At 69.6% G+C, this 17,529-nt stretch carries 16 protein-coding genes; 4 read left to right on the top strand and 12 right to left on the bottom strand.

Translation table 11 applies throughout. The annotated features are described in order from the left end of the window. Positions 1-5: 5 nt before the first annotated feature. The 3 genes from BW41_RS01780 to BW41_RS01770 are packed head-to-tail and all read right to left on the bottom strand — an operon-like array spanning position 6 to position 3,390. Positions 6-1,049 carry a phosphotransferase family protein gene (locus tag BW41_RS01780; RefSeq protein WP_037530658.1) on the bottom strand — a complete coding sequence of 348 codons (1,044 nt, stop codon included), beginning with the start codon at positions 1,047-1,049 and terminating at the stop codon, positions 6-8. Beyond that, complete coding sequence (locus BW41_RS01775) at positions 1,046-2,128, bottom strand: Zn-dependent alcohol dehydrogenase (protein ID WP_037530656.1); 1,083 nt, start codon at positions 2,126-2,128, stop codon at positions 1,046-1,048. Before BW41_RS01775 ends, BW41_RS01780 begins: the two co-directional genes overlap by 4 nt. Continuing rightward, on the bottom strand, positions 2,125-3,390 hold the full coding sequence (locus BW41_RS01770; RefSeq protein ID WP_037530655.1) for an acyl-CoA dehydrogenase family protein: 1,266 nt from the start codon (positions 3,388-3,390) through the stop codon (positions 2,125-2,127). The genes BW41_RS01775 and BW41_RS01770 overlap by 4 nt, the downstream gene beginning before the upstream one ends. Before the next feature lie 152 nt (positions 3,391-3,542). On the opposite strand from BW41_RS01770, the gene BW41_RS01765 reads away from it, so the two are divergent. From BW41_RS01765 to BW41_RS01750, 4 genes are all read left to right on the top strand, one after another. Continuing rightward, the gene (locus BW41_RS01765; protein WP_037530653.1) at positions 3,543-4,799 is read left to right on the top strand and encodes a TetR/AcrR family transcriptional regulator; all 1,257 of its coding nucleotides are present in this window, start codon (positions 3,543-3,545) and stop codon (positions 4,797-4,799) included. A gap of 119 nt (positions 4,800-4,918) precedes the next feature. Next, a complete protein-coding gene (locus BW41_RS01760; RefSeq protein WP_235199458.1) occupies positions 4,919-5,419 on the top strand; it encodes a hypothetical protein in 501 nt (166 codons plus the stop codon). Positions 5,420-5,491: 72 nt separating this feature from the next. Beyond that, on the top strand, positions 5,492-6,211 hold the full coding sequence (locus tag BW41_RS01755) for a response regulator (protein WP_037530652.1): 720 nt from the start codon (positions 5,492-5,494) through the stop codon (positions 6,209-6,211). A gap of 29 nt (positions 6,212-6,240) precedes the next feature. Then, positions 6,241-7,575, top strand: a complete 1,335-nt coding sequence (locus BW41_RS01750; protein ID WP_037530651.1) for a sensor histidine kinase — start codon at positions 6,241-6,243, stop codon at positions 7,573-7,575. Between the two features lie 3 nt (positions 7,576-7,578). On the opposite strand, the gene BW41_RS01745 is transcribed toward BW41_RS01750, so the two are convergent. From BW41_RS01745 to BW41_RS01710, 9 genes are all read right to left on the bottom strand, one after another. Continuing rightward, positions 7,579-8,859, bottom strand: a complete 1,281-nt coding sequence (locus BW41_RS01745) for an MFS transporter (protein ID WP_037530649.1) — start codon at positions 8,857-8,859, stop codon at positions 7,579-7,581. Next, on the bottom strand, positions 8,856-10,988 hold the full coding sequence (locus BW41_RS01740; RefSeq protein WP_081792829.1) for a M3 family metallopeptidase: 2,133 nt from the start codon (positions 10,986-10,988) through the stop codon (positions 8,856-8,858). Before BW41_RS01740 ends, BW41_RS01745 begins: the two co-directional genes overlap by 4 nt. Positions 10,989-11,039: 51 nt before the next feature. Then, a complete protein-coding gene (locus BW41_RS21425; RefSeq protein WP_200870317.1) occupies positions 11,040-11,201 on the bottom strand; it encodes a hypothetical protein in 162 nt (53 codons plus the stop codon). A gap of 22 nt (positions 11,202-11,223) precedes the next feature. Further along, the gene (locus BW41_RS01735) at positions 11,224-12,006 is read right to left on the bottom strand and encodes a Crp/Fnr family transcriptional regulator (protein WP_037530645.1); all 783 of its coding nucleotides are present in this window, start codon (positions 12,004-12,006) and stop codon (positions 11,224-11,226) included. Between the two features lie 85 nt (positions 12,007-12,091). Continuing rightward, positions 12,092-13,153 carry a CgeB family protein gene (locus tag BW41_RS01730; RefSeq protein WP_037530642.1) on the bottom strand — a complete coding sequence of 354 codons (1,062 nt, stop codon included), beginning with the start codon at positions 13,151-13,153 and terminating at the stop codon, positions 12,092-12,094. Next, positions 13,150-14,232 (bottom strand): CgeB family protein, encoded by a 1,083-nt coding sequence (locus tag BW41_RS01725; RefSeq protein WP_037530639.1) that lies wholly within the window; start codon positions 14,230-14,232, stop codon positions 13,150-13,152. Before BW41_RS01725 ends, BW41_RS01730 begins: the two co-directional genes overlap by 4 nt. Further along, positions 14,229-15,335, bottom strand: a complete 1,107-nt coding sequence (locus BW41_RS01720) for a CgeB family protein (protein ID WP_037530636.1) — start codon at positions 15,333-15,335, stop codon at positions 14,229-14,231. The genes BW41_RS01725 and BW41_RS01720 overlap by 4 nt, the downstream gene beginning before the upstream one ends. Further along, positions 15,332-16,432 carry a glycosyltransferase family 4 protein gene (locus BW41_RS01715; protein ID WP_037530633.1) on the bottom strand — a complete coding sequence of 367 codons (1,101 nt, stop codon included), beginning with the start codon at positions 16,430-16,432 and terminating at the stop codon, positions 15,332-15,334. Before BW41_RS01715 ends, BW41_RS01720 begins: the two co-directional genes overlap by 4 nt. Continuing rightward, positions 16,429-17,496: an SDR family NAD(P)-dependent oxidoreductase gene (locus BW41_RS01710; RefSeq protein ID WP_037530630.1), complete on the bottom strand. Its 1,068-nt coding sequence runs from the start codon at positions 17,494-17,496 to the stop codon at positions 16,429-16,431. The genes BW41_RS01715 and BW41_RS01710 overlap by 4 nt, the downstream gene beginning before the upstream one ends. Positions 17,497-17,529: the final 33 nt, after the last annotated feature.

Below are 17,529 nucleotides of genomic sequence, written 5' to 3'. Positions count from 1 at the left end.
CGAAGTCACGCGCCGGCCGCCTGCGCGAACTGCCAGCTCGCCGCGGCGAGCCGATGGACCTGCGCCGCGGACCGTTCCGCCTGCGCGCTCGATGCGGTGCCGTCGACGATGCGCTTCTTGATGCCCTGGACGATGCCGGTCAGCCGGAACAGATTATAGGCGAAATACCAGTTGAGGTCGGGCATCCCGTCACGACCGGTCCGCGCGCAATAGCGCGCCACCACCTGCTCCATGGTCGGGATGCCGGTGGCGGCACCGGTCTGCCCCTTCACCCCCGACCGTCCCTCCGGCTCGGTCACCCAGCTCATCAGGAAGTAGGAGAAATCGGCGAGCGGATCGCCGAGCGTCGACAATTCCCAGTCGAGCACCGCCGTCACCCGCGGTTCGGCGGGGGCGAAGATCATATTGTCGATGCGATAGTCGCCGTGGACGATCGCGGTGCGCGTCTGTTCGGGCACGGTGCGCGGCAGGAAGTCGATCAGCCGCTCCACCTCGGGCATCGACTCGGCCTCGCTGGCGCGATACTGCCGCGTCCAGCGTTCGACCTGGCGCGCGAAATAATTGCCCGGCCGGCCGTAATCGCCGAGCCCCGCCGCGACATAGTCGACGGCGTGCAGGTCGGCGAGCGTATCGACCATCGCCTCGTAGAGCGCCGTGCGCTCGGCCGGCGCATGGTCCGGCAGCGTGCCGTCCCACAGTGAGCGGCCGTCGACCAGCGCCATGACGTAGAAGACCGCGCCGATCACGCCTTCGTCGTGGCACAGGGCATAGGGTCGTGCGACCGGGAAGCCGGTCGGATGCAGGCCGGCGATCAACCGGAATTCGCGATCGACCGCATGGGCGGAGGGCAGCAGCGACCCGAACGGCTTGCGCCGCAGCACATAGGCGCCCGACGGGCTGTCGATCCGATAGGTCGGGTTGGACTGGCCGCCGGCGAATTTGGCATAGCGGATCGGCCCGGCGAAGTCGGCGACGTTCGCCTCCAGCCAGGGGGTGAGCCGGGCGAGGTCGAGCCGATCCTTGTCGGCGACGGGGATGGTGTCGGTCATGCGAAGGTGATCACGGTGCGCGTCGCATCGCCCTGCCGCAGCGTCGCGAACGCATCGTTGATCCGCGCCAGCGGCAGCCGTTCGGCGATGATCGTATCGAGGTCGAGCAGGCCGCGCAGATAGAAATCGACCAGCCGCGGGATATCGACCGGAAAGCGGTTGCTGCCCATCAGCCCGCCCTGCAACCGCTTGCCCGACAGCAGGTCGATCGCGGACAGGCCGACCCGCTCGCCCGGCGGCAGCATGCCGAGGATCGTCGCGGTACCGCCGCGGCGCAGCACCTTGACCGCGGTCGCGGCACTGTCGGTGCGGCCGACCGCCTCGATGGCATGATGGACACCGCCGCGGGTCAGCGCTATCACCGCATCCGCCGCGGTTGGATCGGCCGCGTCCAGGCTGTGCGTCGCGCCCAGTTGCTCGGCGAGCGCGCGCTTCTCCGCGACCGGATCGAGCGCGATGATCCGGCCCGCGCCGGCGATCCGCGCGGCATTGACCGCGGCGAGGCCGATGCCGCCACAGCCGATCACGCACACCGTCTCGCCGGGCGTCACGTCGCTGGTGTTGAACACCGCGCCCGCGCCGGTCGTCACCGCGCAGCCGAGCAGCGCGGCGCGGTCGAGCGGCATCGCCGGATCGATCGCGACGCAGGCATGGTCGTGGACGAGCATCAGCTCGGCATAGGCGGACAGGTTGAGCATCTGCGCGACCGGTCTGTCGCCGAGCATCAGCCGCGGCGGCGCGCCCTTCGGCCGGCGCACCGCGGCATCGACGCACAGCGCCATCCGCCCGGTGACGCAGAATTCGCATTGCCCGCAATAGGCGGACAGGCAGGTGACGACCGGATCGCCGACCTTGACCGTGCGCACCTCGCTGCCGACCGCCTCGACGATCCCCGCCGCCTCGTGGCCGGGAATCGTCGGCAGCGCATGCGGATAGACGCCGTCGACGAAATGCAGGTCGGACCGGCAGACGCCGACCGCGCAGGTGCGGATCAGCACCTCGTGCGGCAGCGGATCGGCGACGGTGACGTCCTCGATCGTCAGCGGCGCGCCCGCCGCGTGGAGCACCGCCGCCTTCATCGCCGGTCGGGCCGCGGGGCCGCAGCATCGGCGTGGCGGCCGAATTCGGCGCGGGCGATCGCGCGACTGTGCACCTCGTCGGGGCCGTCGGCGAAGCGCAGCGTCCGCATCGCCGCCCAGGCATGGGCGAGGTGGAAGTCCTGCGACACGCCGCCGCCGCCATGCGCCTGGATCGCGTCGTCGAGGATCTGCAAGGCCATGGTCGGTGCGGCGACCTTGATCATCGCGATTTCGAGCTGCGCCGATTTGTTGCCGGCGCGGTCCATCATGTCCGCCGCCTTGAGGCAGAGCAGCCGCGTCATCTCGATATCGATCCGCGCCTTGGCGATGCGCTGCTCCCACACCGACTGATCGGCGATCCGCTTGCCGAAGGCGACGCGGCCGAGCAGCCGCCGCGCCATCGCCTCGATCGCGGTCTCGGCGACGCCGATCGTCCGCATGCAATGATGGATGCGGCCCGGCCCCAGCCGCCCCTGCGCGATCTCGAACCCCCGCCCCTCGCCAAGCAGCATGTGATCGACCGGCACGCGCACGTCGCGCAGCACCACCTCGCCATGGCCGTGCGGCGCATGGTCATAGCCGTAGACGCTGAGCATTCGCTCGATCGTCACGCCGGGCGTGTCCATCGGCACCAGGATCATGCTCTGCTGCGCGTGGCGCGGCGCGTCGGGATCGGTCTTGCCCATGACGATCGCGATGCGGCACCGCGGATCGCCGACCCCGCTCGACCACCATTTGCGGCCGTTGATGACGTAGTGATCGCCGTCGCGGACCATCGAGGTTTCGATGTTGGTCGCGTCGGACGAGGCGACCGCCGGCTCGGTCATCAGGAAGGCCGAGCGGATCTCGCCGTGCATCAGCGGCGCGAGCCAGCGCTGTTTCTGCGCCAGCGTGCCGTAGCGGTGCAACACCTCCATATTGCCGGTGTCGGGCGCGGAGCAGTTGAACACCTCCGCCGCCCAGTCGATCCGCCCCATCTCTTCCGCGCACAGGGCATATTCGAGGTTGGTGAGCTGCGTGCCTTCGAACACGAAGCGGTCGTCGACATGCGCCTGCCCCGAATGCGGCGGCATGAACAGGTTCCACAACCCCGCCGCCCTGGCCTTGGCCTTGCACGCCTCGATCGTCGGGATCACCTTCCACCGCTCGCCGCTCGCCGCCTCGGCGTCATGCTCGGCGCGGCGCGGGCGGATCTCGGCGTCGATGAAGGCGCGCACGCGGTCGCGAAATTCGGTCTCGCGTTGGCTCAGCGTGAAATCCATCCAACCTCTCCAGCCGTTCTCTCGCCATCGTCTAGGCCATACCGCACATTCGGTAAAGCGCCGACCAGCGCCCCCTCGCCACGCCGGGCGTGGATCGGCAAGGCATGTAGAAAACACTGTTTCTTCGAAACCAGCATTGGTAGACGGGCGGCATGGAGCAACGCGAGGCGGACGCCACCGGCGTCACCAATGATGAGGAGACGGGCACGAAGCGCTTCCGCGCCAAGCGCGACGCGATCCTGGCCGCCGCCGCCGAGGCGATCAACGAACAGAGCGCCAAGGGCATGACCTTCGCCGACGTCGCCCGCCGCGTCGGCCTCAACACCACTAGCGTCACTTATTACTTCAAGCGCAAGGAAGATCTCGCCGCCGCCGCGTTCGAGCATACGCTCGATCAGTTGCTCGCGATGATCGACGAGGCGCATGCCGCCGCGACGCCGCGCGAGCGCGTCCGACGCTATCTGTCGCTCAACATGGAACGGTTGACGCGCGTCCAGCGGGGCGAGGAACGCGCCATGGCGGTGCTGTCCGATCTGCGTGCGACCGAGGAACCCAACCGTACCCGATTGCTGAATCGCTGGCGCGAGGTGTTCCGGCGAACGCGCGGCCTGTGGGGCCCGCCGGCCAATCGTGCCGAGACCGACCTGTTCGGCGCCCGCGCGCACGTGCTGCTCGAAAACACCTTCTGGCTGCCGGTCTGGCTGGTCCGCTACGAGCCCGACGAATATGCCCGCGTCGAGGCGCGGCTGATGGACGTGTTCGAATCCGGCATCGCCGCCGCGGACGTGGCCTGGACGCCGCAGCCGATCGACCTGACGCACGACGAGGGCGAGCCGGGCCGCGCCGCCTTCCTGCTCGCGGCGACGCGGCTGATCAACGAACTCGGCTATCGCGGCGCCTCGGTGCAGCGGATCGCCGCCGAGCTCAACGTCACCAAGGGCAGCTTCTACCATCATCTCGATGCCAAGGACGATCTGGTGATCGCCTGCTACCGGCGCAGCTTCGACACCATCTCCGACACGCAGCGGCAGGCCGATGCCGCGGGCGGATCGCACTGGCAGCGGCTGGTCAGCACGATCGCGACGCTGCTCGACGTCCAGTTCGCCGAGCGTACGCCGCTGCTCCGCACGACGGCGCTGTCAGGCCTGCCGGGCGAGGTGCGCAGCGCGATGGTCGATCGCTCCAACCGGATCGCGCGCCGTTTCGCCGGCACGATGATGGACGGCATCGCCGAAGGATCGATCCGCGCGGTCGATGCGCTGATCGCGGCGCAGGCGCTGATGGCGTTGCAGAATGCCGCGTTCGACATGCGCAAATGGGCGGCGGCGATGCCGCGCGATCGCGCCGTCGCCATCTACGCCTCGACGCTGCTGTTCGGTCTGTTCGACGATCGCGCGATCCGCGGCTGACCGACCGCCGGCGACAGCTTGTTACACTTTTCTCCCGTGCCGACACACGCCGGCGACACCCGCCTACGATAGGCAAGACCGGATGGACGGGGATTGGCCCCGCCGGGGTGGAGGTGCAGGTGATACGCAGGACTTTGGCGACGATGATGGCCGCGGGCATGATCGCGGGCGCGGCGGGCGCGCAGACGCCGCCGCCGCCACCACCCCCGCCCGGCGCAGGCGGCGGGATGATGCGGCTCGACGCGGATCACGACGGCGTCATCACGCGGGCCGAGATGCTCGCGGAGGCGGATGCGCGCTTCACCGCGATGGACACCAACAAGGACGGCACGGTGACGCCGGACGAACGCGAGGCCGCCCGCGCCGCGATGCGGGCGCAATGGCGCGGCCGGGATCGCCGCGCCGGTGACGCGCCGCCGCCGCCGCGCGACGGCGCCCGCCCGCCCCGCGAGGGCGCCGAGGCGATGACCCGTGCGCAAGCGCTCGACCATGCCGGGCGACGCTTCGACCGGCTCGACACCAACCATGACGGCAAGCTCGACGCGGCCGAACTCGCCGCGGCGCGGCCGATGCGCGGCCCCCGCGACAATGGCATGCCGCCCGCCCCGCCGGAGCAATAAGATACGGATCGGACGGGCCTTCGGTCCGTCCGGCCTTTGCAGGAGAGGTGCGCCGTGGCTAATGCCGAAGCGATGGGAGACATGCCGCACCTGCTGCTCGTCGACGACGAGCGTTCGATCCGCGAGCCGCTCGCGCAATATCTCACCAAACAGGGATTCCGCGTCACCCAGTCGGCGGATGCGGAAAGCGCGCGGATGCGGCTTGCCGCTTATGCGATCGATCTCGTCATCCTCGACGTGATGATGCCGGGCGAGGACGGCCTGTCGCTCTGCCGCCATATCGCCGCGACCAGCGACACGCCGGTGATCCTGCTCACCGCCAAGGCGGAGGAGACCGACCGGATCGTCGGGCTGGAGATGGGCGCCGACGATTATGTCGTGAAGCCCTTCTCGCCGCGCGAACTGGCGACGCGGGTCAAGGTGGTGCTGCGCCGCCTCACCGCCGGCGGCGCGCGCCAGCATGCGCCGGAAAGCGGCTCCTATGCCTTCGCCGGCTGGGTGCTCAAGACCGGCGAGCGGGCCCTGGTGGATCGCGAGGGCGTGTCGGTGCCGCTGTCGACCGGCGAATATAACCTGCTGCTCGCGCTGGTGACGCGGCCGCGGCAGGTGCTGACCCGCGACCAGTTGCTCGACCTGACGCAGGGGCGCGAAGCGGCGGCGTTCGATCGCGCGATCGACAATCAGATCAGCCGCCTGCGCCGCAAGATCGAGACCGACGCCAAGCTGCCCGAGATCATCAAGACGGTGTGGGGCGGCGGCTATACACTGGCGGCGGAGGTGACGCGGCTGTGAGATGGTGGCCGCGCAGCCTTGCCGGCCAGATGGCGGTGCTGATCGCGCTCGCGCTGTTCATCGCGCAGGCGGTGAATTTCGGGCTGGCGCTGCGCGAGCGCGCCGCCTTCCGCCTCGCCCAGGCGACGCGGCCGGTGGCGATCCGCATCGCCGACGCGCTCGAGCGCGAGGCGCAGGGCGGCCGACCAATCGCGCCGGACCATGGCCGCATCCGCCGCGCCACCCGCGCGGTGATCCCCGCCGGCCTGCCGCGCCTGCCCGAACTCGCAGCCGAACTGCGGACGCAGCTGCGCGAACAGGGCGTCGACGTCGGGCGGATCGACACCGGCCTGCGCGACTGGGCCGAGGTCGACGATGCGACGCAGCGGCGCGACGCATCGCGCGGTGAACGGGTCCGGCGCGAGCGCGACCATCCCGAACAGATGCTGCTGATCGCGATCGAACAGCCGCGGCACGGCTGGCTGACGGTGATCGTGCCATGGGACGACGACGGCGGCGTGCGGCTGTTCTGGCGCCTATTCCTGCAGACGCTGATCCTCTACGGCGTCGTGCTGCTGCCGGTGCTGTGGATCGCACGGCATATCGCGCGGCCGCTGCGCGAGCTGACCGCGGCGGCGCAACGCTTCGGACGCGGCGGCGGCGAGCCACCGGTCGCCGTGGTCGAGCGTGGCCCGGCCGACATCATCCTGCTCGTCCGCTCGTTCAACGCGTTGCAATGGCGCGTCACCGCGATGCTCGACGAGAAGGACCGGATGCTCGGTGCGATCGGCCACGATCTGCGCACGCCGCTCGCCGCCTTGCGCGTCCGCATCGAATCGGTCGACGATGATACCGACCGCGCGCGCATGGCGGAGACGATCGCCGAGATGAACCGCACGCTCGACGATATCCTGTCGCTCGCACGGATGGGGCGGCCGAGCGAACCGCTGACCGAAGTCGACCTTGCCGCCCTGGTCGATGCGGTGGTCGAGGATTTCCGCGATCTCGGCCAGGACGTCGCCTTCGAGGAAGCGGCACGGCTGCGCATGCGGCTGCGCCCCTCGCTGATCCGCCGCGCGATCCGCAACCTCATCGAGAATGCGGTCAAATATGGCGGCAGCGCCGAGGTGCGGCTGATCGCCGAGCCCGCCAGCGTGTGTATCGAGGTCGCCGATCGCGGGCCGGGCATCCCCGACGATCGGCTTTCCGACGTGTTCGAGGCGTTCACCCGGCTGGAGACGTCGCGCAATCGCGACACCGGCGGCATCGGCCTCGGCCTCGCGCTGGCGCGGACGATCGTGCGCGAGGCGGGCGGCGACGTGCGGCTCGCCAACCGCAGCGACGGCGGGCTGTGCGCGACGATCGAACTGCCGCGCGCCGCCTGACCGTCAGTCCTCGACGATCCGGCTGTGCACCTGCGTATCGCGCATCCGCCAATAGGTGACCAGCGACACCGCGATCATCGCCGTGACATACCAGTAGAAGGCCCGCTCCATCTGCGCGCCCTTCAGCCAGAGCGCGACATATTCGGCGGTGCCGCCGAACACGGTATTGGCGATCGCATAGGGAAGCGCGACGCCGAGCGCGCGGATATGCGCCGGGAACAGCTCCGCCTTCACCACCGCATTGATCGCGGTATAGCCGGTGACGATCACCAGCGCCGCCAGGACGAGCGCGAAGGCGGCGAGCGGATCGCGCACCGTCTCCAGCGCGCGGAAGATCGGCACCGTCGCCAGCACGCCGGCGACGCCGAAGCCGATCATCAGCGGCCGCCGCCCGATCCGGTCCGACAGGGCGCCGGCGAGCGGCTGGATCAGCGCGTAGAGCGCCAGCGCGCCGGTCATCACCCAGGTCGCGGTTTCGCGGCTGAAGCCGCTGGTGTTGACCAGGAACTTCTGCATGTACGTGGTATAGGCATAGAAGGCGAGCGTGCCGCCGGCGGTGAGCAGCACCACCGTCGCCGCCTCGCGCGGGTGGGTGGTGAACAGCAGCCAGCCGCTCGATTTGGGCTTGTCCTGCGCATTGGCAAAGGCCTCGGTCTCCATCAGGCCGCGGCGGATGAAGAAGACCGCGATCGCGAGCAGCCCGCCGAGCGCGAACGGAATGCGCCAGCCCCAGCTTTCGAGCTGCGCCTCGCTCAGCACCGTCTGGAGCAGCAGCAGCGTGAACAGCGCGAGCAACTGCCCGGCGATCAGCGTGACATATTGGAAGGACGAGAAGAAGCCGCGCCGGTTGCGCCCCGCCATTTCCGACAGATAGACCGCGCTCGCGCCATATTCGCCACCGACCGACAGGCCCTGCATCAACCGCGCGACGACGAGCAGCGCCGGCGCCCCCCAGCGGATCGAATCATAGCCCGGACAGATGGCGATCAGCAGCGCGCCCGCGCACATCAGCGTCACCGACAGCGTCAGCCCCGCCTTGCGCCCGCGCCGGTCGGCATAGATGCCCATGATCCACGCGCCGATCGGCCGCATCACGAAACCGACCGCGAACACCGCCGCGGTGTTGAGCAATTGCGCGGTCGGATCGCCCTTGGGGAAGAAGTGCGGAGCGAAATAGAGGCCGAACGCCGAATAGACGTACCAGTCGAACCATTCGACCAGATTGCCCGCCGACCCGCCGAGGATCGAGCGGAGCCGCCCCGCCGGCGCGCCCGCGCTGCTCACCGCGCCGCCGCCGCCGCAAAGCCGCGCTTGCGCAGCAGCGCGCCGACATCGGGATCGCGGCCGCGGAAGGCGCGATAGGCCTCGGCGCGGTCGGTCTCGTTGCCGGTCGACAGCAGGATGCGCGCGAACCGGTCGGCGGTCGCCTTGTCCCACGGACTGCCCGCCTCTTCGAACGCCGCGAAGGTGTCGGCGTCCATCGTCTCCGACCAGAGGTAGCTGTAATAGCCCGCCGAATAGCTGTCGGACGCGAACAGGTGATTGAACTGCGGCAGGCGGTGCCGCGTCACCAGCGCGTTCGGCATGCCGATCGCGGCCAGCGTCGTCCGCTCGAACGCATCCGGATCGACGACGCCGTCCGCCACCGTGTGCAGCTTCATGTCGACGATCGCCGAGGCGAGATATTCGGTGGTGGCAAAGCCCTGGTTGAACGTCTTCGAGGCATCGATCTTGTCGAGCAGCGCCTGCGGCATCGCCGCGCCGGTCTGGTAATGGCGGGCATATTTGTCGAGGACGTCGCGGGTCAGCAGCCAATGCTCGTTCACCTGGCTGGGGAATTCGACGAAGTCGCGCGGCGTTCCGGCGAGGCCGGGATAGGTGACGTCCTGCAGCATCGCATGGATCGCATGGCCGAATTCGTGGAACAGCGTCTGCGCATCGTCGAGGCTGATCAGCACCGGCGCCCCCTTGGCGCCCTTGGCGAAATTGTTGTTGTTCGAGGACAGCACCGTCTGTGCCGGCGCGAGGCGACGCTGGCCGCGATAGGTATTCGCCCAGGCACCCGAGCGTTTGCCGGTGCGGGCGAAATCGTCGCGATAGAACAGGCCGACCTCACGGCCGTTGCGATCGGTGACGTGCCAGACGCGCATGTCGGGATCGAACACCGGTACCGTGCCGGTGATCTCCTTGAAGGTCAGCCCGTACAGCCGGTTGGCGGCATAGAGCGACCCCTGGATGATGTTGTTGAGTTCGAAATAGGGTTTGAGTTCCGCCTGATCGAGGTCGTAGCGGCGCTTGCGCACCTGTTCCTGGTAGAAGCGGTAATCCCACGGCGCGATGGTGAGCTTGGCGCCGCTCTGGTCGGCGATCGCCTGCATGTCGCGCACCTCTTCGGCGACGCGCGCGGTCGCCGCCGGCCAGACGCGCAGCATCAGCGCCATCGCCGCCGCCGGCGTCTTGGCCATCGTATCCTGCATCCGCCAGTCGGCATGCGTCGCGAAGCCGAGCAGATGCGCACGGTCGGCGCGCAGCTTGACGATCTGCGCGATCACCGCATTCGTGTCGTTGGCGTCGCCATTGTCGCCGCGGTTGGTGAAGGCGCGCCACACCTGTTCACGCAACGCGCGGTTCTGCGCGAAGGTCAGCACCGGGTCGACCGCCGAGCGGGTGTTGACGATCGCCCAGCCCGCCTGGCCGCGTTCGGTCGCCGCCGCCTTCGCCACCGCCTTGACGCTGTCCGGCACGCCGGCGAGCATCGCCTCGTCCGTCACCGCGATCGCAGTCGATTCGTCGGCGAGCAACCGCCGCGAGAATTCGCTGAACGCGCTGGCGAGCTGCTGGTTGTACTGCGACAGCCGCGCCTTCTGCGCGGCATCGAGCTTCGCGCCCTGTCGCACGAAACTGTCATAGGTGCGCGTCACCAGCCGCTGCTGCTGCGAGTCGAGCTGCGCGCGCGCCGCATATATCGCGGCGATCCGGGCGAACAGCTTGGCATCGAAGGTGATCGCGTCGGAGGCGGCGGCGATCTTCGGCGACCATTCGCGGTCGAGCGCCTGATAGGCCGGGGTGTTGCGATTGCCGGTCATCACGCCGAACAGCGTCATCACCCGGCCGAACCGCTGCCCCGCGAGCTGCATCGGCACGAAGGTGTTGGCGAAGGTCGGTGCCGCCGGATTGTCGGCGATGCGGCGATATTCGGCGGCGCGCTCGGCAAGGCCGACGGTGAACGCCTCGGGGAACAGCTCGGGCGTCACCTTGTCCCACGGCGGCACGCCGCCATAAGGGCCGGTCCAGTCGGCGAGCAGCGGATTGGTCGCGCCGGGGCGCGCCTCGGCGACGGCGGTGTCGCCGGCGACCAGCGCACCGGCGGCGAGCGGCAGGCTGACGGCAGCGGCAAGGATCAGGGGGAACACGGCGATCTCCGGATGGGTCGGCGGGCCAGCATAGCCGCTGATCCCTCCACGTCACCCCGCCGATTGCGTCGCGATACGGTCCGCCGCCGCAAGCAGCCGCCGCCCGGTCTCCGCCGCGGCGGCCGGCGTCATCGTCACCGCGATACCGCCCGGACCGTCGAGCAGCACCTGCCCGACCTCGATCGATACCTCCCCCGCCACCGTCTGGACCAACGGGGATGTCCGCCATCCATGCTCACGAGGTTTTCCAGACGCCGCAGTCCGAGTAGAGATAATCGCTGTTGAATTCGGCGGTGGTGCACAGGCCACGGTGATCGAGAATCTCGACCCGCCCGTTCTTGAAGGTGAGCAGGCCGCGCTCGCGCAAGGTGCGCAAGGTACGATTGACGTGGACGCCGGTCAGCCCGCACGCCTCGGCGAGATCGGGCTGGGTCAGCGGCAGGTCGAACTGTCCGTCCTGCGCCAGCCCGACCATCTCGAGCCGCGCATACAATTCGCAGAAGAGATGCGCGAGCCGCCCCTCGGCGCCGAGCCGGCCGAGCCGGAAGATCCATTCGCGGTGCATCGCCGCGTCGATCAGCGTCGCGAACCACAGGAAGCGGGTCAGCGTCGGATGGCGTTCGGTGATGCCGACCAGCGCCTGATGATCGAACAACGCCACCTTGACCGGCCCGAGCGTGCCGATGTCATGATCGAGCCGCCCGGTCGGAAAGCCGTGCAGATCGACGAAATCGCCCGGCACGTGGACCGAGACGAGCTGCCGATAGCCCTCGCGATCGTCCATATAGCGCGTCACATAGCCTTCGATCAGCATCATGCTGCTGTCGACCGGCTCGCCACGGCGGACGAGATGATGACGGGCGGGATAGTCCTTCACCGCCATCGCCGTATCTTCCAGCACGCGGCGTTCCTCGGGCGTCATCCGCGTCCGGCCGCGCCCCATCAGGAAGCGCCCGGTCTGCGGATAGCGCGCCACCTCGCCGTCGGTTTGATCGCTTTGCGTCGGATCGTCTCTCATCAGCCTGCTCGAACAAGGATCGTTACCGGAACGTTCCATTGCCGGGCTTGCTCCGCCAGGCAAGCACGTTCGTCTGTCGCCGCCGTCACGCCGCGCACGCCGTGATGCGATCGGCCAGATAGGCCTCCAGCTCGGCGGCGCGCGTATCCGCGCCGTGCGCGGCGAGGACGCGGCGGCGCGCGGCGGCGCCGATCGCGGCGGCGTCGCGCGTCAGCGCCGTGCGGACGTCGTCGCCGATGTCGGCCAGGATGATCTCCGCGTCGTCGGCGAGGATCGCGTCGAGCCCGTCCCAGCGATCCGAGATGATCGGCGTGCCGCACGCCGCCGCCTCGAACAGGCGGACCGAGGGCGACCAGCCCGCCGCGATCATATCGGCGCGGGTGACGTTGAGCGTGAAGCGCGACGCCGAATAGAAAGCGGCATGACCGGCGGGCGGCAGATGCTCGATCCGCTCGACATTGTCCGGCCAGTCGATGCCGGCGGGATATTGCGGGCCGGCGACCGCGAACCGGCGCTGCGGCTCGGCGCGGGCGACGTCGATCAGCAGCCGGGTCAGCGTCGGCTGGCGATCATCGCTATAGGTGCCGAGATAGCTGAGGTCCCAGCGTTTGGGCACGTCGAGCGGCCGATAGGCGGCGGTGTCGACCGAGCAATAGAGCGCGCGCGCCGTGGGCGCCTTGAACTCGCGTTCGAGCCGGTCGAGCGTCGGCCCGCCGGTGAAGCTGAGATACAGGTCGTAGCCGGGGATGATCGCCGGCGAGAGATATTCGAAATCGCCGCGCGCCAGCTTGGCGAGCGTCACCGGCGTATCGATGTCGTAGAAGGCGGTGACGCCGCATGCCTCTGCCTGCACCCAGCGCCCGACCGCGACGCCGTCGGGCACGTAGGAGCCGACGATCACCGCATCGGCCTGCGCCACCCTGCCCCGCCAGCGTTCGAGATCGGCGAGGTCGCGGTAATAGGCGAGCTCGCAATATTCGGGATCGATCAGATCGCGATGATCGCCGGCATACCAGGGCACCTCCCGTTCGAGGAACAGGATGTCGTGCCCCCGCGCGGCGAACGCCTTGAGCAAGGCACGGAAGGTGGTGGCATGGCCATTGCCCCAGGACGATCCGAGGCTGAGGCCGAGGACGACGAGCCTCATGTCGCCGCCTGCGCGCGATGCGCCCGGAACAGCGCGTCGACCTGCTCGGCGCGCAGATCGTAGGTGTGCTCCGCCAGGACGCGCCGGCGCGCCGCCTCGCCGATCGCGGCGGCGCGGTCGGGGGTCAGAGCCGCGAGATGATCGGCGACGTCCTGCCCGTCGCGGGCGACCAGCACCTCGACGTCGGGGATCAGGAACTGCTCGATCCCCTCCCATGCGTCGGTGATCAGGCAGGCGGCGGCGCCCGCCGCCTCGAACACCCGCGTCGCCGGGGAGAACCCGATATGCGCCATGCTGTCGCGCGCGACGTTGAGCACCGCGCGCGGCGTGCAGTTGAAGGCGTTATGCTCGGCGGTATAGACGTGGCCGCGGTGCCGGACGTTGTCCGGCATCGCCTTGCTCTCCCAGCCGTTGCCGCCGATCAGAAAGCGTTGCCTGGGCAGCGCGGCGGCGGGGCGGAGGAAGAATTCCTCGACCCGCGCCTCGCGATCGGGCAGCCGGTTGCCGAGGAAGGCGAGATCACAGGCGAAGCGCTCGTCGCGCGGCACCGGATGATGCGTCTCCGGATCGAGCGCATTGTAGACCGGGATGCAATGCCGTGCGCCGAAGCCGGTATAGGCGTCGACCACCGGCGGGCCGCCGCCATAGGTCAGCACCATGTCGAGCGCCGGCAGCGCGCGCAGCACCGGATGGCTCGCATCGGCGCGCATCTCGTCGAGCGTCGCGGCGGCGTCGACGTCCCAGAAGACGGTCAGCGCGTCGCCGCGCGCATGGCGGACGATGCCGTCGAGCAGTTCCGCATCGAACACACCGACGCCATTCGCCTTGACGACGATATCCGCCGCCGCCGCCTCGGCCAGCACGCCGTTCAGCGCCTCGACCGTGGCGGGATAGACCACCGACCGGGCATAGGGCGGCGGGTCGATGTCGCGGTGCTGCTGCCGATCGAACGCATCGGGTTCGTAGAAGGTGATGTCATAGCCGCGGGCGTGCAGCGCCTTGAGGATGCCGCGATAATAAGTGGCGGCACCGTTCCAGTAGCTCGATACCAGGCTGGAGCCGTAAAAGGCGATCTTCATGCAGCGTCCTTGCGGGCGTGGGGCGCGATCCGCGCGACGATGGCGAGCAGCTCGTCGACGCGATGCGCGCAGGTATGGCGGGCGAGGATCGTCTCGCGCCCCGAGGCGACGAGCGCGGCGCGCAGATCCGCATCCTCGCGCAGGTCGCGCAACGCCTGGGTCATCGCATCGCCCGATGATACCATCAGGAAATCACCGTCGCGGAACAGCCGCTCGCTGTCCTGCCACGGGGCCGAGACGAGCGGGATGCCGCAGGCGAGCGCCTCGAAGACGCGGATCGTCGGGATGCCGGGGAGGATCGTCGCATAATAGCGCCGCGGCACGTGTACCGTCGCCAGCGCGCGCGCGAACAGCCCCGGCGCGGCGGCATTCGGTGCCCAGCCGTGATAGCGCGCGCCATAGCGGGCGAGCGTCTCGCGCGCCGATTGCGGGTAGCGGACGCCGTAGATGTCGAGCGACAGTCCTGCCTCCCGCGCCGGTTCGAACAGGAAGGTCTCCAGCTCCTCGGTCCGTTCGCCGTCGCCCCAATTGCCGATCCAGACGAGGCCGTCGCGCGGGCCCTCCTCGGCCGGCGGATGGAAGCGACGGACATCGGCCGCCTCGTGCCAGGTCCATACCCGATCGCCCCAGCCCCAGCCGCGATAGACCTCGCTCAGCGCCTCACCGAAGGCGAGCACGCCGTCATAGCCGGACAGGTCATAGGCGCGCATCTGATCGGGCTCGCTGACCGCGCGATGATGCGTGTCGTGGAACAGCAACGTCCAGGGCGCGCCCCGCCGCCGCAGCCCGCCGAGCGCCGCGACCAGATCATGGTCGTTCCATTCGTGGACGATGACGAGATCGGCCCCGTCGACCATCGCCGCGACATCCGCGCCGAGCGGATAGCTGACCGAGCCGAGTTCGGGATAGGCGGCGCGATAGGCGTCGAGCCCGTCCGGCCCGTGATCGGCGACGAGATTGGCAAGGCTCCAGGCGTGTTCGGGCGCATAGACGCGGACGTCGTGGCCGCGCGCGAGCAGCTCGCTGAGCACGCCGCGGAGGAAATGCGCATTGCCGTGGTTCCAGCAGGAGACGAGGCTGTGTGTGAAATAGACGATCTTCATGCGGCGGCTCTTCGAATGGTCGGTCGGGTGAGCGTCGCGCGATACAGCGCGAGCATCTGGTCGGCGGTCGCGGCCGGTGTGTAGCGCGCGGCACGCAGCCGCGCCGCCTCGCCGAGCGCGGCGCGACGCGGACCGTCTAGCGCCAGCGCCTCGATCGCGCGGCACCAGCCGTGGTCATGGCCGTCGGCCGGCACGAACAGCGCGACCCCCTCCCACAGCTCGCGGAACGTCGGAATGTCGGCGAGGACGAGCGCACATCCCGCCTGCGCCGCTTCGAGCACCGCCAGCCCGAACGGCTCGAACCGCGCGGCGGAGACGAAGATCGGGCGCCGCGCGAGATGCCGCGCCAATTGCGCGCCCGACACCTCGCCGAGCCTATGCAGATGCTCGAGCTGGATCGTCTCGCCATGCGGCCCGCGCGTCGCGCCGGCGGCGAGGAAGGGGATCGGCAGCCGCGCCGCAGCGCGATCGAGCAGAGCGGCGTTCTTGACGTCGTCCCACAATCGCCCGACCGTCAGCGCGACGTCGGCGGGCGCGCCGGCAGGCGCGACCTCCGGCAGGCTGCGGCCATTGTGGATCGCGAGCACCGGTCGGGCGAGCGCATAATGGCGCGCGACGACCTCGGCATAAGCGGCGCTCGGCGCGACCACCCGGTCGACCGCGCGCAGCCCCGTGGCGGTGAGCGCGCGGTGCCAGCGATAAGCCGCGGCGAGCGGCACGTCTCGCGCCGCCTGCCACCAGGTCGCGACACAGCCATGCGCCACCGCAATCGACGGCAGCGGCGCTCCCGCCGCAGCAAGCGTCGGCATATTATAGTGGATGAGCTCGACGCCCTGCGCGACTGCCAGCGCGGCGATCGCCGCGCCCGCGGCCTCGACCGGCGCGGCCTCGTGACAGGTCCAGTCGAGCGGCAGGCCGGTGACGACGAGCGTCACTGCCCGGCCCGCCGCATCGAGCATCGCGCGCTGGTCGGCATTGGGCGGCGGCCCGAGCACCGCGACGACGCTGGTCACGCCGCGTGCGGCGAGCGCCACCGCCAGCTCCGCCGTATACTGCCAGACGCCGCCGACCGCATCGGTGGTCAGCAGCAGCCTCATTCCGCCGCCATCGGCTGCGGATCGGCGATGGCGATGTCGAAGCCGCGTTCGGCGGCGAGCCAGCGTGCCAGCGCCGCGACGCCCTCCCGCCAGCCGACCCGCGCCGACAGGCCCAAGGCAGCCTCCGCGGCGCGCGTGTCGGCGACGAAATAGCGCTGATCGCCGGCGCGCCAGTCGGCGGCATGGATCGCCACCTCGCGCCCGATCAATCGGCCGATATGGGCGAGCAGCACGCGCAGCGAGATCGCATTGTCCGGCCCGCCGCCAAGGTTGAACGCCCGTCCCTTGACGGTATCGATCCGCCGCCACGCCTGCAGATAGGCCTCAACCGCATTGGCGACGTCGAGGATGTCGCGGACCTGATAGCCGTCGCCGTAGAGCGTGATCGGCTGGCCTTCGAGTGCGCGGATCAGGAAATGGGCGACCCAGCCCTGATCCTCGGTGCCCATCTGGCGCTGGCCGTAGATGCAGCTCATCCGCAGCACCGCTGCAGGCACGCCGAAGCTGCGCGCATAATCGAGCACATATTGGTCGGCGGCCCCCTTCGACACGCCATAGGGCGTGTGGAAGTCGAGCGGCCGGTCCTCGCCGATGCCGTGACGCCGCACGCTCGTATCGACCGGCTGATAGGCCTCGCCCTGCCGTTCGAATTCGAGGTCGGCGAGATCGCCATAGACCTTGTTGGTCGAGGCGAAGATCACCGGCGTGCCGGGCTTGCGGCGCACCGCCTCGAGCAGGTTGAACGTGCCGAGGATGTTGATCTCAAGATCGTCGCGCGGATCGTCCATGCTGGTCGTCACCGCGACCTGCGCCGCCATGTGGAACACCGCCTGCGCCGGCGCGACCGCGCGATCGAGCGCGTCGCGGTCGCGGACGTCGGCCCGGATCGCGGTGATCCGGTCGCCGTGCCGCTCCTGCAACCAGCGCAGATTGCGCTCGACACCCGGCCGGCTGAGCGCGTCATAGACGATGACGTCATGCCCCTCGCCAGCCAACCGGTCGGCGATGTTCGAGCCGATGAAGCCGGCGCCGCCGGTGACGAGGATCGGCGCCTCAGCAGCCACGGAACGCCCCCGCTTCGCCGGATCGCTCTGCGA

It is taken from the genome of Sphingomonas sp. RIT328 (assembly GCF_000632225.1).
Lineage (GTDB): Bacteria > Pseudomonadota > Alphaproteobacteria > Sphingomonadales > Sphingomonadaceae > Sphingomonas > Sphingomonas kyungheensis.
The sequence above is the reverse complement of the archived record's forward strand: the minus strand, read 5'-3'. Positions and strand labels throughout refer to the sequence as shown.

What these genes read in the sequence shown, in the direction of transcription:
- BW41_RS01770 (WP_037530655.1), bottom strand. Translation starts at nt 3,390, where the DNA reads ATGGATTTCACGCTGAGCCAACGCGAGACCGAATTTCGCGACCGCGTG.
- BW41_RS01730 (WP_037530642.1), bottom strand. Translation starts at nt 13,153, where the DNA reads ATGAGGCTCGTCGTCCTCGGCCTCAGCCTCGGATCGTCCTGGGGCAAT.
- BW41_RS01750 (WP_037530651.1), top strand. Translation starts at nt 6,241, where the DNA reads ATGGCGGTGCTGATCGCGCTCGCGCTGTTCATCGCGCAGGCGGTGAAT.
- BW41_RS01715 (WP_037530633.1), bottom strand. Translation starts at nt 16,432, where the DNA reads ATGAGGCTGCTGCTGACCACCGATGCGGTCGGCGGCGTCTGGCAGTAT.
- BW41_RS01775 (WP_037530656.1), bottom strand. Translation starts at nt 2,128, where the DNA reads ATGAAGGCGGCGGTGCTCCACGCGGCGGGCGCGCCGCTGACGATCGAG.
- BW41_RS01725 (WP_037530639.1), bottom strand. Translation starts at nt 14,232, where the DNA reads ATGAAGATCGCCTTTTACGGCTCCAGCCTGGTATCGAGCTACTGGAAC.
- BW41_RS01735 (WP_037530645.1), bottom strand. Translation starts at nt 12,006, where the DNA reads ATGAGAGACGATCCGACGCAAAGCGATCAAACCGACGGCGAGGTGGCG.
- BW41_RS01755 (WP_037530652.1), top strand. Translation starts at nt 5,492, where the DNA reads ATGGGAGACATGCCGCACCTGCTGCTCGTCGACGACGAGCGTTCGATC.
- BW41_RS01765 (WP_037530653.1), top strand. Translation starts at nt 3,543, where the DNA reads ATGGAGCAACGCGAGGCGGACGCCACCGGCGTCACCAATGATGAGGAG.
- BW41_RS01780 (WP_037530658.1), bottom strand. Translation starts at nt 1,049, where the DNA reads ATGACCGACACCATCCCCGTCGCCGACAAGGATCGGCTCGACCTCGCC.
- BW41_RS01720 (WP_037530636.1), bottom strand. Translation starts at nt 15,335, where the DNA reads ATGAAGATCGTCTATTTCACACACAGCCTCGTCTCCTGCTGGAACCAC.